Origin of the sequence: Micromonospora halotolerans (assembly GCF_032108445.1) — a bacterium.
GTDB lineage: Bacteria > Actinomycetota > Actinomycetes > Mycobacteriales > Micromonosporaceae > Micromonospora > Micromonospora halotolerans.
The window spans coordinates 5,449,407-5,463,513 of the sequence record NZ_CP134876.1 but is presented as its reverse complement, the minus strand read 5'-3'; the positions used below and the strand labels follow the sequence as shown (position 1 = coordinate 5,463,513).

At 73.7% G+C, this 14,107-nt stretch carries 18 protein-coding genes; 9 read left to right on the top strand and 9 right to left on the bottom strand.

The window, feature by feature from the left end; translation table 11 throughout:
* Positions 1–25: 25 nt before the first annotated feature.
* Both RMN56_RS25685 and RMN56_RS25680 read right to left on the bottom strand, forming a co-directional pair.
* Positions 26–313 carry a DUF1905 domain-containing protein gene (locus tag RMN56_RS25685; RefSeq protein ID WP_262281886.1) on the bottom strand — a complete coding sequence of 96 codons (288 nt, stop codon included), beginning with the start codon at positions 311–313 and terminating at the stop codon, positions 26–28.
* 4 nt (positions 314–317) lie between these two features.
* Positions 318–965 carry a DUF998 domain-containing protein gene (locus RMN56_RS25680; RefSeq protein WP_313720136.1) on the bottom strand — a complete coding sequence of 216 codons (648 nt, stop codon included), beginning with the start codon at positions 963–965 and terminating at the stop codon, positions 318–320.
* A gap of 133 nt (positions 966–1,098) precedes the next feature.
* On the opposite strand from RMN56_RS25680, the gene RMN56_RS25675 reads away from it, so the two are divergent.
* Both RMN56_RS25675 and RMN56_RS25670 read left to right on the top strand, forming a co-directional pair.
* Entirely contained in the window at positions 1,099–2,388 is a 1,290-nt protein-coding gene (locus RMN56_RS25675) for a sensor histidine kinase (RefSeq protein ID WP_313720135.1), read from the top strand.
* Positions 2,376–3,035, top strand: a complete 660-nt coding sequence (locus RMN56_RS25670; protein ID WP_313720134.1) for a response regulator transcription factor — start codon at positions 2,376–2,378, stop codon at positions 3,033–3,035. The genes RMN56_RS25675 and RMN56_RS25670 overlap by 13 nt, the downstream gene beginning before the upstream one ends.
* 5 nt (positions 3,036–3,040) lie before the next feature.
* On the opposite strand, the gene RMN56_RS25665 is transcribed toward RMN56_RS25670, so the two are convergent.
* The 4 genes from RMN56_RS25665 to RMN56_RS25650 all read right to left on the bottom strand — a co-directional run bounded on the left by RMN56_RS25665 (position 3,041) and on the right by RMN56_RS25650 (position 6,040).
* Positions 3,041–3,463: an acyl-CoA thioesterase gene (locus RMN56_RS25665; protein WP_313720133.1), complete on the bottom strand. Its 423-nt coding sequence runs from the start codon at positions 3,461–3,463 to the stop codon at positions 3,041–3,043.
* Between the two features lie 40 nt (positions 3,464–3,503).
* Positions 3,504–4,343 carry an amino acid ABC transporter ATP-binding protein gene (locus RMN56_RS25660; protein ID WP_313720132.1) on the bottom strand — a complete coding sequence of 280 codons (840 nt, stop codon included), beginning with the start codon at positions 4,341–4,343 and terminating at the stop codon, positions 3,504–3,506.
* Between the two features lie 4 nt (positions 4,344–4,347).
* Positions 4,348–5,142 (bottom strand): amino acid ABC transporter permease, encoded by a 795-nt coding sequence (locus RMN56_RS25655; protein WP_262281892.1) that lies wholly within the window; start codon positions 5,140–5,142, stop codon positions 4,348–4,350.
* A gap of 79 nt (positions 5,143–5,221) precedes the next feature.
* Positions 5,222–6,040: a basic amino acid ABC transporter substrate-binding protein gene (locus tag RMN56_RS25650; RefSeq protein ID WP_313720131.1), complete on the bottom strand. Its 819-nt coding sequence runs from the start codon at positions 6,038–6,040 to the stop codon at positions 5,222–5,224.
* A gap of 213 nt (positions 6,041–6,253) precedes the next feature.
* Between RMN56_RS25650 and RMN56_RS25645 the strand changes: the two genes are divergently transcribed.
* Together RMN56_RS25645 and RMN56_RS25640 are read left to right on the top strand one after the other, a co-directional pair.
* Positions 6,254–6,853 (top strand): TetR/AcrR family transcriptional regulator, encoded by a 600-nt coding sequence (locus RMN56_RS25645; RefSeq protein WP_313720130.1) that lies wholly within the window; start codon positions 6,254–6,256, stop codon positions 6,851–6,853.
* A complete protein-coding gene (locus tag RMN56_RS25640) occupies positions 6,850–8,478 on the top strand; it encodes an isovaleryl-CoA dehydrogenase (protein ID WP_313720129.1) in 1,629 nt (542 codons plus the stop codon). The genes RMN56_RS25645 and RMN56_RS25640 overlap by 4 nt, the downstream gene beginning before the upstream one ends.
* 13 nt (positions 8,479–8,491) lie before the next feature.
* Here the strand turns inward: RMN56_RS25640 and RMN56_RS25635 are convergent, their stop codons facing one another.
* On the bottom strand, positions 8,492–8,794 hold the full coding sequence (locus RMN56_RS25635) for a hypothetical protein (RefSeq protein WP_313720128.1): 303 nt from the start codon (positions 8,792–8,794) through the stop codon (positions 8,492–8,494).
* Positions 8,788–9,093: a hypothetical protein gene (locus RMN56_RS25630; RefSeq protein WP_313720127.1), complete on the bottom strand. Its 306-nt coding sequence runs from the start codon at positions 9,091–9,093 to the stop codon at positions 8,788–8,790. Before RMN56_RS25630 ends, RMN56_RS25635 begins: the two co-directional genes overlap by 7 nt.
* 102 nt (positions 9,094–9,195) lie before the next feature.
* On the opposite strand from RMN56_RS25630, the gene RMN56_RS25625 reads away from it, so the two are divergent.
* Positions 9,196–10,011 (top strand): hypothetical protein, encoded by an 816-nt coding sequence (locus RMN56_RS25625; RefSeq protein WP_313720126.1) that lies wholly within the window; start codon positions 9,196–9,198, stop codon positions 10,009–10,011.
* A 6-nt stretch (positions 10,012–10,017) separates the two neighbouring features.
* On the opposite strand, the gene RMN56_RS25620 is transcribed toward RMN56_RS25625, so the two are convergent.
* Positions 10,018–10,614, bottom strand: a complete 597-nt coding sequence (locus RMN56_RS25620) for a TetR-type transcription factor C-terminal domain-containing protein (protein ID WP_313720125.1) — start codon at positions 10,612–10,614, stop codon at positions 10,018–10,020.
* Positions 10,615–10,759: 145 nt separating this feature from the next.
* On the opposite strand from RMN56_RS25620, the gene RMN56_RS25615 reads away from it, so the two are divergent.
* The 4 genes from RMN56_RS25615 to fabG are packed head-to-tail and all read left to right on the top strand — an operon-like array spanning position 10,760 to position 14,094.
* Positions 10,760–11,524 (top strand): SDR family oxidoreductase, encoded by a 765-nt coding sequence (locus tag RMN56_RS25615; RefSeq protein WP_313720124.1) that lies wholly within the window; start codon positions 10,760–10,762, stop codon positions 11,522–11,524.
* A complete protein-coding gene (locus RMN56_RS25610) occupies positions 11,524–12,306 on the top strand; it encodes an SDR family oxidoreductase (RefSeq protein ID WP_313720123.1) in 783 nt (260 codons plus the stop codon). Before RMN56_RS25615 ends, RMN56_RS25610 begins: the two co-directional genes overlap by 1 nt.
* The gene (locus RMN56_RS25605) at positions 12,303–13,286 is read left to right on the top strand and encodes an NADPH:quinone oxidoreductase family protein (RefSeq protein ID WP_313720122.1); all 984 of its coding nucleotides are present in this window, start codon (positions 12,303–12,305) and stop codon (positions 13,284–13,286) included. The genes RMN56_RS25610 and RMN56_RS25605 overlap by 4 nt, the downstream gene beginning before the upstream one ends.
* Before the next feature lie 52 nt (positions 13,287–13,338).
* Positions 13,339–14,094, top strand: coding sequence for a 3-oxoacyl-ACP reductase FabG (fabG, locus tag RMN56_RS25600; protein ID WP_313720121.1), 756 nt, complete (start codon positions 13,339–13,341; stop codon positions 14,092–14,094).
* Positions 14,095–14,107 lie beyond the last annotated feature (13 nt).

Sequence of the window (14,107 nt, the reverse complement as noted above, 5' to 3'; positions counted from 1 at the left end):
CCCGCGCCACGTCCGTCGCCGTCCGTCACCGGGTGACGGTCAGGTGGACGTCCACCCGGTCGCCCAGCGCGATCCCTTCGGCCCGGCGGACCGCGGTCTTCACCGGCACGACGTAGCGCCCGTCCTTCGGCCAGAGCGACGTCGCCCATCCGGTCCCGCCGATCCGCGCGGTCACCGGGATCATCCCCCAGCCGTAGGTGACCGACGCCGAGGCCGCCTCCAGTTCCCCGCACAGCTCGTCGGGCACCGTGACGAAGTGCCAGGGCGCGGGCCCCCGCCAGAACCACACCTCGCCGCTGAACTCCAGCTCCACCCGCTCAGGATAGGCGTCGATCCCGCCCCGCCCGCACCATCCGCACGGCGACCAGCACGGTCCACACCAGCAGCGGGAAGACGGCCACCCGTTCCATGCCCCCGACGCCGATGCCCAGGTCGACCTGCGCGAGGAAGAGCACCACGCCGGCCACCCCGGTGGACCCGAGGACCAGGCTGGCCGCCCGCATCCCGCCGAGCACCGACGACCGCCGGGCCAGCGCCGCCACCAGCATCCCGAGGTTGCCCAGCACGAAGATCAGCAGTGCGGCCAGGAAGTGCCGGTTCTCGTCGACGTCGGCCGGGGCGGCGGCGGCCAGGGCGTACCCGCCCGCGGCCGCGAGGGTGAGCAGCCGCGACGCCGTGGCGGCGGCCCCGCGGCCGAGCGCCGGCCAGGTGAGCAGCACCCCGAGCGCGAGCAGGGCGGCGGTGGCGGCCGTCGCGCCGTTCATCACGCCGTGCCAGGGCGAGCAGACCGGGCGGGGCCGGGTGCTGTCCCACAGCCCGCAGGTCACGTTGCCGAGGTCGCTGATGTTGTTGGTGGCCCAGCTGAACGGCGGCTGGCGCCAGGCCAGCCCGACGACCACGTTCGCGGCCAGGAACAGGGGTGCGGCGAGCAGCCAGCAGGCGGCGCCGAGACGGTCACGATCCATGCGTCCAGTCCAGCGTGCGGGGGGCGACCGGCGCACGGGGCGTGACGGGCCGGATGAGGGTAGGGCCAGGCCTACCCCGGGAGGGGGTCCAGACGGCTGGGCTGCGCGGACGCCGCCTGGCTAGCGTGACGACATGACCTTGGACGAACCCCGGCACCTGGCGGAGGCCCTGCGCCGGCGCCGCTACCTGATCTCCGCCTGGCCGTGGCGCGCGCTGGCGTACGCCGTCACCACCGTGCCGCTGGCCGGCGTCCTCGCGGTCGGGTTGTTCGTGGTGGGGGCGCCGCTGCTCGCGGTGGTGACCGCGGCGCAGCGGGGCCGCCCCGTGGCCCTCCCCCTCGTCGTCGTGCTCACCGTCGTCGCCCTGGCCGCGGTGGCCGTCGCCCCGCTGGTGAGCGCCCCGCTGGCCGTGGTCGACCGCTGGCGGCTGGGCCTGGTCGACGGGCGCCCGCTGCCGGGACCCGGGGTGCGCGGGCTGGCCGCCCGGTACACCACCGGCGCGGCGTGGCGCGAGGTGGCGTACGCGGCCTGGCTGGGCGGCGCCGTGCCGCTGGCGTACGGGATGTTCGCCCTGCTCGTCCTGCTCGACGTCCTCCTGCTCGCGGGTCCGTGGGTGGCCGGCGGCACCGACCGGATCGTGCTCGGGTGGACCACCGTGGACAGCCCGCGCGCGGCGGTTCCGTACGCCGTCGCGGCGCTGCTCGCCGTGCCGGGGCTGGGCTATCTGGCGGGTTTGCTCGTCGCGGCCCAGGCCGGGGTGGCCCGCTGGCTGCTCGGCGCCCCGTCCGACGGGCCGGCGCTGCGCGAGGTCACCCGCTCCCGTGCCCGGCTGGTCGGCGCGTACGAGGCGGAACGCCGCCGGATCGAGCGGGACGTGCACGACGGGGCCCAGCCGCGGCTGACCAGCCTCACCCTCCAGCTCGGCCTGGCCCGGCTCGACGTGCCCGAGGACTCCCCCGCCGCGAAGCCGCTGGCGATCGCCCACGAGCAGGCCAAGGAGCTCATGGTCACGCTGCGGCGGATCGTGCAGGGCATCCGCCCGCAGCAGCTCGCCGAGCTGGGTCTGGCCGGCGCCGTCGGCGAGCTGGCCGCCCGGGCCACCGTGCCGGTCACGGTGCGCGCCGAGCTCACCCGGCCAGTCCCGGAGCTGGTCGAGACCACCGCCTGGTACGTGGTCTCCGAGGCGCTGGGCAACGTCGCCCGGCACGCCGGGGCCACCCGCGCCGAGGTGCGGCTCACCCGCCCGGACCGGCGCCTGGTCGTGGAGGTGGAGGACGACGGCAGGGGCGGGGCCGACCCGGCCCGGGGCACCGGGTTGACCGGGCTGGCCGACCGGGTCGCCGCGGTGGACGGGCGGTTGCTGCTCGCCAGCCCGCCCGGTGGCCCTACCCTCGTCCGGGTGGAGCTGCCGTGCCGCCCGTGACCCGCGTGGTGCTCGCCGAGGACGAGGTCCTCCTGCGGGAGGGCCTGGTCGGGCTGCTGACCCGGTTCGGCTTCGCCGTGGTCGCCGCCGTGGGCACGGCGCCCGAGTTGCTCGACGCGGCCCGCGCCCACCGGCCGGAGCTGCTGGTGACCGACATCCGCATGCCGCCCGAGCACCGCGACGACGGGCTGCGCGCGGCCGTCACGCTGCGCGCGGAGCGACCCGACCTGGCCGTGGTGGTGCTCAGCCAGCACGTGCAGAGCGGGTACGCGGCCGCGCTGCTCGACAGCGGCGACGGCCGGCGGGTCGGCTACCTGCTCAAGGACCGGGTCGCCGACGTCGCCGAGTTCGCCGACACCCTGCGCCGGGTGGCGGCCGGCGGCACGGCGGTCGACCCCGACGTGGTGCGGCACCTGCTGCGCCGCCCCCGCGATCCCCTGGCGGCCCTGTCGCCGCGGGAGCGGGAGGTGCTGGCGCTGGTCGCCGAGGGCCACTCCAACGGGGCGATCGCGGCGCGGCTGCACGTCACCGAGGCGGCGGTCGGCAAGCACGTCGGGAACATCCTCACCAAGCTCGACCTGCCGCCCGCCGACGACACCAACCGGCGGGTGCTGGCCGTGCTCGCCTACCTGCGGGCCGGCCGCTAGGCGGCTCAGAGGTTCAGCGGCGCCGGGTCGCTGGCCAGCTGGCGGAACCGCACACGGGGGTCGGGCACCAGCCGCCGGGAGGCCAGGTCCAGCAGGCCACCCACCCCGGTGATGGTGGCGACGGGGGTGCCGTCCGGGCGGGTCAGGTCCTGCACGATCTGGAACGTCTTCCCCTCGCCCCAGCGGAACTCGCAGGACACGTCCACCTCGTCGCCGCCGCGCAGCTCCCGCAGGTAGCGCAGGGTGACCTCCAGGGCCACCGGCCCCACGCCGCCGGCGAGGAGCCGGTCCTGCGGGATGCCGGCCGCCCGCAGGCACTCCCACCGGGCGTGCTCGCCGTACTGGAGGTAGACGGCCTGGTTCAGGTGGCCCTGCGTGTCGAGTTCGTAGCCGCGGACGGTGACGCGCACCCGGAACGGATCTCCCATGGGGTCGAGCCTAGCCAGGGGTACGACACCGCCGCGGCGGTCACAGCTGGTGGCGGTCGTCGGCCGGCAGGCCAGGCGCCTCGAGCGGCTCGGCGGACTCGCCGGGCCGGCCGAGCTGCGCGACGTGGGTCGGGTCGAGGACCCGGGAGAGGAACGAGCGGGTCCGCTCGTGCCGCGGCGCGCCCAGCACCTCCTCCGGCGGGCCCTGCTCCACCACGACGCCACCGTCCATGAACACGACCCGGTCGGCGACGTCCCGGGCGAACGCCATCTCGTGGGTCACCACCATCATGGTCATGCCGTCCTCGGCCAGCTTCCGCATGACGGTGAGGACGTCGCCGACGAGCTCGGGGTCGAGCGCGGAGGTCGGCTCGTCGAAGAGCATCAGCTCGGGGTCCATCGACAGCGACCGGGCGATGGCCACGCGCTGCTGCTGCCCACCGGAGAGCTGGGCCGGGAACGCGGCGGCCTTGTCGCTCAGGCCGACCCGGTCCAGGTTGGCCCGCGCGACCCGCTCGGACTCGGCGCGGCCGCGCCGCAGCACCCGGCGCTGGGCGATGGTGAGGTTGTCGAGCACGGTGAGGTGCGGGAAGAGGTTGAACGACTGGAAGACCATGCCGATGCCGCGGCGTACGGCGTCGATCTCGACGTCCGGGTCGGTCATCTCGGTGCCGTTCACCCAGATCCGGCCGGCGGTCGGCTCCTCCAGCAGGTTGACGCACCGCAGCAGGGTGGACTTGCCGGACCCGGACGGGCCGATGACGCAGACCACCTCGCCGTGGCCGACCTCGAAGTCGATGCCCTTGAGGACTTCGAGCGGCCCGAAGGACTTGTGCAGGTCGCGGATCTCGACGGCGGGCTGGGACGGGCTGGACGTCATGGGGTCACCGAGCCTTGGCGTAGCGGAGTTCGAGGCGGCGCACCACCTGGGAGAGCGGCAGGGTGATGATCAGGTAGGTGAGCCCGGCCACCAGCAGCGGGGTGGCGTTCACCCGGTCGTTGAGCGTGTCCCGGCCGAACTTCGTGACCTCGATGGTCTGCGCGGTCACGCCGAGCACGTAGGCCAGCGACGAGTCCTTGGTGAGCAGGATCAGCTCGTTGGTCAGCGGCGGGATCACGATCCGGAACGCCTGCGGGATGACGATCGTGCGCATGGCCGTGAAGTGCGACATGCCGAGGGTGCGCGCGGCCTCCATCTGCCCCTTCGGCACGGCCTGGATGCCGGCCCGGATGGTCTCGGCCATGTACGCGGCCGCGGTGAGCCCGAGGCCGATCGCGATCGAGCCGAACACGCCGCCGGGGATCTCCCGCTCGGGGAAGGCGATCGGGATGCCGTAGCCGACCAGGAAGAGCACGAGCAGCGCGGGCAGGCCGCGGAACAGCTCGATGTACGCGGTCGCCACCCACCGGTACGGGGCGACCCGGGACAGCCGCATCAGCGCCAGGATGGTGCCGAAGACCAGGCCGAAGGCGAACGCGCCCAGCGTGTAGAGGATCGTGTTGCGCAGCGCGACGGTGATGACCGTCGGGAACATCGACTCGATGATGTCGACGCGGAAGAACGCCTCCCGCAGCCGGCCCCAGTCCGCCGCGAGGATCACCACGGCGATGACGGCCACGAAGGCCAGGTACTGGAGCCAGAGGGACAGCCGCTCTCGCTGGCGGCGTCGCAGCTTCACGTTCGGCGCTCCTTGGGAGGTGCGGAGGGGTGCCGGGGCGGAGGGCGCGCCGGGCGCGCCCTCCGGCCGGGTGGGTGGCTCAGGCGGTCGGCTTCTTCCCGATCCACTTCTCGTAGATCGTGTTGTAGGTGCCGTCCTGCTTCGCCTTGGCGAGCGCGTCGTTGATCTTCTTGAGCAGCTCCGGGTTGCCGTCCTTCTTCACCGAGAAGCCGTACTGCTCACCGGTGTCGAACTCGGCCGCCACCTCGAAGCCGCCCTGGTGCTCCTTGATGTACTCGGTCCAGACCGGCAGGTCGTTGATGGCGGCCTCGATCTGGCCGTTGGCCAGCGCCTGCTGCTCGGCGGCGAGGTCCTCGAACTCGACGAGCTGCAGGCCCTTCTCCTCGGCGACCTTCTTGGCGTAGTCGCGGCCGGTCGTCGCGGCCTGGACGCCGAGCTTCTTGCCCCGCAGGTCGTCGAGCGTCTTGTACGCCTTGCCGGTCTTGACCAGCATGGCCTGGGTCGCGTCGAAGTACGGGTCGGAGAAGTTCATGACCTTCTGCCGTTCCTCGGTGATCGTCATGCCGGCGGCGGCGGCGTCGCACTTGCCGGTGTTCAGGTCCTGGCCGGACTTGATCCCCTCGAACGGCGTGTCGACGATCTTCTGCTCGACGCCCAGGTCCTTGGCGACCAGGTCCATGAGGTCGACGTCGAAACCGATCACCTTGCCGCTCGCGTCCTTGGACTGGAACGGCGCGTAGGGCAGGTGGGTGCAGACGGTGAGCTTGCCCTTCTCGACGAGCTTGACCCCGCTCGCCTGGGTCTCGCCGTCCTCCTTCTTGGCGCATCCCGCGCTCGCCGCGAGGGCGGCGATCGCCACGACGATGCCAGCCCTGCGGACTGCGCTCTGGAACGTCACGGCAGTTCCCTCCGTTCGACCCTGGTATGACAGCCAGCCAGGGCTGGTGCACGACGGTGTGACAGGGGACGGTACCCGATCGGTGGAGTCACACCAAGATCATGACGGGCGACCGCGCCCAAGCTGTGACCGATTCGGCCGACTGATCCCGGCACGCGGGACGCAACCGGACGGACCTTGCGCACAAGGATTGAATGATGGTTCACTTCTTCAGTGGCGTACCGGAGCACCGAGCGGGTGAAGGCCCGGCTGAGCGCCTCCCGGCAGCGGATCATCACGGCCGCGCTGGAGATCATGGCCGGCCACGGCTACGCGGGCTGCTCGGTCGCGGCCGTCGCCGAGCGGGCCGGCGTCGCGACGGGCACCGTCTACCGCCACTTCCCCACCAAGGCCGACCTCTTCGCCGAGGTGTTCCGCACCGCCTCCCAGCGGGAGGTGGACGCCGTGGCGCGCGCCGCGGCGCAGCGGGCCACCGTCGCCGCGCGGATGTCGGCCGTCGTCGAGACGTTCGCCGGCCGCGCCCTGCAGTCCCCCCGGCTGGCGTACGCGCTGCTCGCCGAGCCGGTCGACCCGGCGGTCGACGCCGAGCGGCTCACCTTCCGCCGCGCCTACGCCGACCTGATCGCCGGTCACGTGGCGGCGGGCGTGGCGAGCGGCGAACTGCCCGCGCAGGACACCGAGTTGACCGCGACCGCGCTGGTCGGCGCCCTGGCCGAGGCCATGGTCGGCCCGCTGGCCGCCGGGGTCGCCGGCCCGGGCACCATCCCCGACCTGATCCGGTTCATCCACCGCGCGCTGGGAGTATCGCCGTGACGACACACGAGGTGTTCAACCAGGTTCCCCCGCTGGCCGACCACGACGCGGCGGACGACCCGGCGCTGCTCGACGGGCTGGACCGGGAGGGCGCCGGCTGGGCCGCCGCCGAGGTGCACGAGCTCGGCCGGCTCGGCGGCTCGGCGCCGGCGATCGAGCACGGGCGGCTGGCGAACGAGCACCCGCCGGTGCTGCGCACCCACGACCGCTACGGCCACCGGATCGACGAGGTGGAGTTCCACCCGGCCTGGCACGAGCTGATGCGCACGGCCGTCGGCCACGGCCTGCACGCCGCGCCGTGGGCCGACGAACGGCCGGGCGCCCACGTGGCCCGGGCGGCCAAGTTCTACGTGTGGCGACCCGACGCCGGCCACGGCTGCCCCATCTCGATGACCTACGCGGCCGTGCCCGCGCTGCGGCACAGCCCGGACCTGGCCGCGCGGTACGAGCCGCTGCTCACCGCGACGGCGTACGACTTCGGGCTGCGCCCCCCGCTGGCCAAGCGGGGCCTGCTGGCCGGCATGTCGATGACGGAGAAGCAGGGCGGGTCGGACGTCCGCGCCAACACCACCGTCGCCCATCCCGACCCGGACGGCGCCTACCGGCTCGTCGGGCACAAGTGGTTCACGTCGGCGCCGATGTGCGACGTCTTCCTCACCCTCGCCCAGGCGCCGGGCGGGCTCACCTGCTTCCTGGTCCCGCGCGTTCTGCCGGACGGCACGCGCAACCCGATGCGGCTCATGCGCCTCAAGGACAAGCTCGGCAACCGGTCCAACGCCTCGGCGGAGATCGAGTACGAGCACGCCGTCGCCTGGCGCGTCGGCGACGAGGGCCGGGGCGTGCGCACGATCATCGACATGGTCAACCTGACCCGCCTCGACTGCGTGATCGGCGCGGCGGCCGGGATGCGCCAGGGGCTGATCACCGCCGTCCACCACGCCACCCACCGGCGGACCTTCGGCCGCTACCTGGTCGACCAGCCGCTCATGCGCAACGTCCTCGCCGACCTGGCGGTCGAGTCGGAGGCCGCCACCGTCCTCATGATGCGGCTCGCCGGAGCCACCGACCGGTCGGCGCGCGGCGACGCCGGGGAGACGGCCTTCAAGCGGCTCGCCCTCGCCGTGGGCAAGTACTGGGTGTGCAAGCGCTGGCCGGCGCATGCCGCCGAGGCCCTGGAATGCCTGGGCGGCAACGGCTACGTCGAGGAGTCGGGCATGCCGCGGCTGTTCCGCGAGTCGCCGCTGAACTCGATCTGGGAGGGCTCCGGCAACGTGGCCGCGCTGGACGTGCTGCGCGCGGTCGCGAAGGAGCCCGAGGTCGTGGAGGCGTTCCGGGCCGAGGTGACCGCCGCCGCCGGCGCGGACCCGCGGCTGGACGCCGCGCTACGCCAGGTGCAGGCCGACCTGTCCGACCACGACGAGCTCGAACTGCGGGCCCGCCGGGTCGTCGAGCGGCTCGCCCTGGTCCTGCAGGGCGCACTGCTGGTGCGGCACGGCCACCCGGCCGTCGCCGACGCCTTCTGCGCCTCCCGCCTCGGCGGCGACCACGGCCAGGCGTTCGGCACCCTGCCCAGCGGTGTCGACTTCGCCGCGATCATCGCCCGGGCCGCGCCCAAGGTGGGCTGACCGGGACCGCGGGTCAGCAGAACCAGCCGTCCTGCACCCAGCCGTTGCGGTTGACGTGGCCGTAGGCGAAGCCGTAGATGTAGCCGCCGCTCCTGGGCCCCTTCACCTGGAAGGTCTGCCCGGCGTACAGGGTGCCCATCCAGGCGCCCAGCGGTTCGGTGCGGACGAACAACGACTCGGCGCACACGGTCTCCCGCACGCCGATGGTGCCGTTGGCGGCCAGCGCCGGCGACGACACCGCCAGCAGCGCGACGGCCGTCGCGGTGGCGACCACCACGCGGGCCAACCGCGTGGACCGGGATGACGGGGTCACCATGAGTCGTACCCTCCGATGCACTCGAGGCGCATATAGCCCCAGTCGTTGGGGCCGAAGTCGAACGTCGCCGCCCAGCCGTTGTATACCGGGTGGGCACCGGGTGTGTGACCGATCTTGTTGCCGTACTCCAGCACCCGTTTGAGGCCGTAGGGGCCCGAGGCCGAGTCGTAGTTGTCGTAGAAGCTGGCGCTCTGGCAGATGTTCACGGCGTGGCGCGGCACCACGTAGGCCTGGGCGGCGGGAGGCGCCGCCAGCACGATGCCCAGCGCCGTCACGGCCGCGGCCACCTTGGCAGACATTCGCATATTCAGCTCCCTCGTTGGAGGTGCGGGCAACGTAGCAGATTGCCACGGCCCGCTACAACGCTGTAGATTTTCGCCAAACCGGATCGAGGAGTGGCGATGGCTCGGTGGCGTGGCGTGACCCGGATCGTGACGGCGCTGGTCGCCGCCCTGGCAGTGACCGCCCTGGTCGCCCCGTCCCCCGCCGCCGCCTGGGGATACGGCGTCAACCGGGTGCAGACGGCCGCCGAGGACCCCTGGGCGCAGACCGGCATGGGCCCGGGCTGGGTGCTGCTGAGCTACAAGGCCAACGGCCCGATGGTCGGCTACCTGTTCGCCCGTGACTTCGTCTTCGCCGACGGCGCCGTCAAGTCCAGCTTCGACCACATGGACATCCGCGACACCGGCGACGCCGGCGCCGGCAACACCGAGGGCATCACCCGCTGGCCCTGGGGCTTCGCCGGCGGCAGCTTCGACGGGTGCGCCTACGCCTACGGCACGCGCAAGTTCGCCATCGAGCGCAGCGGATTCTCGTCGTCGAGCTGCGCCAACGGCCCCACCGTGAGCGGCTCCAGCAACGCCGACGGCTCCCCCGACCAGCTGCGCTGGTGGCATTCCGAGCAGGTCTTCTGCACGGCCAACGGCGTCGACCCGCTGTGCAGCCCGTACGGCGTGTGGAGCGAGAACAAGGGCGGCGGGCTCAAGGCCACCACCGCCCGCACGGCCTGCACCGCGTACGGCAACATCGGCGCCGCCGCGGCGTACGGGTCGGGGCCGGCCGTCGCCGTCCACCCGCTCGGCACGGCTCCGGCCGGCGCGCAGATCGACATCCGCTACGTCACCAAGGACCGTCAGTGGATCATGGCGAAGTGGCGCGGGAACCGGTTCGCGGCCGGCATCGCCTGGGCGTTCCTGCCCCGGTCCTGCGTCTGGTGAGGTCGGTCAGCGGGCGCCGACGATCCGCAGCGCCATCTCGGCGTACCGCGCGGCGATGTACTCGGGCACCAGGTCGCCGCCGTCCCGGTACCACCGGCCCACGTCGACGCCGAGGGACAGCAGCGCGGCGGCCGCCATCCGGGGGTCCGGGGTCTCGAACACCCCGGCCGTGACGCCCGCCTCCACGAGCTGCCGGATCGCCTGCTCGATGTGGTGGCGGATCTCGCGGATCTCGGCCAGGTGCGCGGGGCTGAGCGCCGCCAGCTCGTAGTTCACCACCCGGGTGGTGGTGTGGTCGCGGGCGTGCGTCACGACGAAGTCGTGGACCACCCGCCGCAGCGCCGTGGCCGGGTCGGCGGACGAGGCGACCGCCTCCCGCACCAGCCGCAGCACGTGCTCGTGCCCCGACCGCGAGATCAGGTAGAGCAGCTCCTCCTTGGACCGGTGGTGCACGTAGAGCGCGGCGGGGCTCAGCCCGGCCGCCGCCGCGATGTCGCGGGTGGTCGTGCCGTGGAAGCCCCGCTCGGCGAACGCGCTGACGGCCGCGTCCAGCAGCCGGGCGCGCGTCGCGTCGGCGCGGGACTGCTCGGCGCTGTCGGTCACCACGTCCGTCCTTCCCTCCTGAGCCTCGGCCGGCATTGATACCACAAATCGGCCGGGGTGGACCTGTTGACGAGGCCCGTCGGGCTGTCGCACACTCCCTCAGACACATTCTAAGCAAGCGCTTAGTAAGTCGGAGGAGGTGGCCGTGTCGGAGGCCCCGTCGAGCAGATTCGCCGGCCGCACGGCGATCGTCACCGGTGCCAGCCGCGGCATCGGCCTGGCCGTCGCCGAGCGGTTGGTCGCCGAGGGCGCCCGGGTGGTGATCACGGGCCGCAAGCAGGCGGCGTTGGACGAGGCCGTCGCCCGGCTGGGCGCCGGGCAGGCGGTCGGCGTCGCCGGCCACGCCGACGATCCCGACCACCAGGCCGAGGTGGTGGCCCGGGCGGTCGACGCCTTCGGCGGCGCGGACCTCCTGGTCAACAACACCGGCATCAACCCGGCGTACGGGCCGCTGGTCGACCTGGACCTGGCCGCCGCCCGCAAGGTCTTCGAGGTGAACTGCCTCGCCGCGCTGTCCTGGGTGCAGCAGGTCCACCGGGCGTGGATGGGCGAGCACGGCGGCGCGGTCGTCAACGTCTCCTCGGTGGCCGGCGTCCGGCCGGCTGCCGGCATCGGCTTCTACGGCGCCAGCAAGGCGATGCTCACCCACCTCACCCAGCAGCTCGCCGTCGAGCTGGGCCCGGACATCCGGGTGAACGCGGTCGCCCCGGCCGTGGTGAAGACGCGGTTCGCCACGGCCCTCTACGAGGGTCGCGAGGAGGAGGTGGCGGCCGCGTACCCGCTCCGGCGGCTCGGCGTCCCCACCGACGTCGGCGGCGCCGTCGCGTTCCTGCTGTCCGAGGACGCCGCCTGGATCACCGGCCAGCTGCTCGTCGTCGACGGCGGCCTCACCCTCACCGGAGGTGTCTGATGCCGGTGCGGGACCGGGGCGTCGTCGTCACCGGCGCCGGGCACGGCATCGGCCGCGCGCTGGCCGCCCGGCTCGCCGCCGGGGGCGCGCGGGTCGTGGTCAACGACCTCGACGCCGATGCGGCCCTGCGGGTGGCCGAGGCGATCGGCGGCTTCGCGGCTCCCGGCGACGCCGCCGGGGAGCAGGGCGTCGCCGCGCTGGTCGAGACCGCCCGGGGCCACCTGGGCCACATCGACGCATGGTTCGGCAACGCCGGGATCGACCGCGGGCGCGGGCTGGACGCCGCCGAGGCCGAGTGGGCGGCGAGCCACGAGGTGAACGTCATGGCGCACGTACGCGCCGCGCGACTGCTGATCCCCGGCTGGGTCGAGCGCGGCGCGGGCCGCTTCGTGGTGACCGCCTCCGCGGCCGGCCTGCTCACGACGCTCGGAAACCCGGCGTACGCGGTCAGCAAGCACGCCTGCGTCGCCTTCGCCGAGTGGCTGTCGGCGACCTACCGGCATCGCGGGGTCGTGGTGCAGGCCATCTGCCCCCAGGGCGTACGGACCCGGATGCTCGACAACAGCGGACCGCTGCGGGACCTGATCAGCCGCGACGGCGCGCTCACCCCCGAGGACGTGGCCGAGGCGACGTGGCAGGCCCTGCACGACGACCGGTTCCTGGTCCTGCCGCACCCCCGGGTGGCCGACTACTACCGGCACCGGGCCACCGACACCGACCGCTGGCTCGACGGGATGAACAAGCTCCAGCGGCAGATCGAGGACCAGGGAGGCCTCCGATGAAGGCATGGCAGGTGACCGCGCTCGGCGAGCCGGTCGACGTGCTGCGGCTCGTCGACGTGGCGGACCCGGCGCCGGGCCCGGGGCAGCTCGTGGTCCGGGTGCTGGCCAGCCCGGCGAACTTCCCCGACGTCCTGATGTGCCGCGGTGAATACCAGGTCAAGCCGGAACTGCCGTTCACCCCGGGGGTCGAGCTGTGCGGCGAGGTCGTCGCCCTCGGCGCCGGGGTGGCCGGGTTCGCCGTCGGCGACCGGGTGCTCGGCGGCGCGACGCTGCCGCACGGCGGGTTCGCCGAGTACGCGCTGCTGGAGGCCGCGAGCACGTTCCCCGCGCCGGCGGCGCTCGACGACGCCGAGGCGGCGGCCCTCTACATCGGCTACCAGACCGGCTGGTTCGGCCTGCACCGGCGGGCCGGGCTGCGCGCCGGCGAGACGCTGCTGGTGCACGCCGCGGCCGGCGGCGTCGGCAGCGCGGCGGTCCAGCTCGGCAAGGCCGCCGGCGCCCGCGTCATCGGGGTGGTGGGCGGCCCGGAGAAGGCGGAGGTGGCCCGCGCCCTCGGCGCCGACGTGGTGGTGGACCGGCGCGCCGAGGACTTCGTCGAGGTGGTCAAGGCCGAGACCGGCGGCCGGGGCGCCGACGTCGTCTACGACCCGGTCGGCGGGGACACCTACCAGCGTTCGACGAAGTGTGTCGCCTTCGAGGGCCGGATCCTCGTGGTCGGCTTCGCCGGTGGCCGGATCCAGTCCGCCGCGCTCAACCACGCCCTGGTGAAGAACTACTCGATCGTCGGCCTGCACTGGGGTCTCTACCAGCGCCACGATCCGGCCGCCGTCGTCGAGTGCCACCGTGCCCTCACCGCGCTGGCCGCCCAGGGCGCCGTACGGCCCCTGGTCAGCGAGCGCCTCCCGCTCGGCGAGGTGGCCGACGGGGTGCAGCGGCTGGCCGACGGCTCCACCGTCGGCCGGGTGGTGTACGTCCCGTGACCGTTCCCGGCGCCGACCTGTCCCGTCCGTACCCAGCGAGGAGTTGACCGCCATGACCATCACCCGCACCGCCGTCGTCACCGGAGCGGCCCGCGGCATCGGGGCCGGCGTCGCTAGGCGACTGGCCCGCGACGGCATCGCCGTCGCCGTCGTCGACCTGGACGAGGCGGCCGCCGAGCCGGTCGCCGACGAGATCCGGACCGCGGGCGGCCGGGCCCTGGCCGTCGGCGCCGACGTCGCCGACGAGGAGGCGGTGCGGGCGGCCGTGGACCGGATCGCCGGGGAGCTGGGCGAGCCCACGATCCTGGTCAACAACGCCGGCATCACCCGGGACAACCTGCTGTTCAAGATGACCACCGACGACTGGGACGCGGTGGTGAACGTGCACCTGCGGGGCTCGTTCCTCATGACCCGCGCCGTGCAGGCCCACATGACCGGTGCCGGTTGGGGGCGGATCGTCAACCTGTCCAGCACCTCCGCCCTGGGCAACCGGGGTCAGGCCAACTACGCGGCCGCGAAGGCGGGGCTGCAGGGCTTCACGAAGACCCTCGCCCTCGAACTCGGGAAGTTCGGGGTGACGGCGAACGCGATCGCCCCGGGTTTCATCGAGACCGAGATGACCGCCGCCACCGCGGCCCGGCTCGGCGTGCCGTTCGAGGAGTTCAAGCAGGCCGCCGCGGCGCAGATCCCGGTCGCCCGCACCGGCACGCCGGAGGACATCGCGCACGCCGTGTCCTTCTTCGTGAGCGAGGCGGCCGGCTTCGTGTCGGGCCAGGTGCTGTACGTGGCCGGCGGACCGAAGGCCTGAGAGGAGGCGGCGA

Bases quoted from the DNA above. Each gene is read 5' to 3' on its own strand.
- RMN56_RS25680 (WP_313720136.1), bottom strand. From the start codon at position 965: ATGGATCGTGACCGTCTCGGCGCCGCCTGCTGGCTGCTCGCCGCACCC.
- RMN56_RS25675 (WP_313720135.1), top strand. From the start codon at position 1,099: ATGACCTTGGACGAACCCCGGCACCTGGCGGAGGCCCTGCGCCGGCGC.
- RMN56_RS25665 (WP_313720133.1), bottom strand. From the start codon at position 3,463: ATGGGAGATCCGTTCCGGGTGCGCGTCACCGTCCGCGGCTACGAACTC.
- RMN56_RS25660 (WP_313720132.1), bottom strand. From the start codon at position 4,343: ATGACGTCCAGCCCGTCCCAGCCCGCCGTCGAGATCCGCGACCTGCAC.
- RMN56_RS25635 (WP_313720128.1), bottom strand. From the start codon at position 8,794: ATGGTGACCCCGTCATCCCGGTCCACGCGGTTGGCCCGCGTGGTGGTC.
- RMN56_RS25630 (WP_313720127.1), bottom strand. From the start codon at position 9,093: ATGTCTGCCAAGGTGGCCGCGGCCGTGACGGCGCTGGGCATCGTGCTG.
- RMN56_RS25625 (WP_313720126.1), top strand. From the start codon at position 9,196: ATGGCTCGGTGGCGTGGCGTGACCCGGATCGTGACGGCGCTGGTCGCC.
- RMN56_RS25610 (WP_313720123.1), top strand. From the start codon at position 11,524: ATGCCGGTGCGGGACCGGGGCGTCGTCGTCACCGGCGCCGGGCACGGC.
- RMN56_RS25605 (WP_313720122.1), top strand. From the start codon at position 12,303: ATGAAGGCATGGCAGGTGACCGCGCTCGGCGAGCCGGTCGACGTGCTG.
- fabG (WP_313720121.1), top strand. From the start codon at position 13,339: ATGACCATCACCCGCACCGCCGTCGTCACCGGAGCGGCCCGCGGCATC.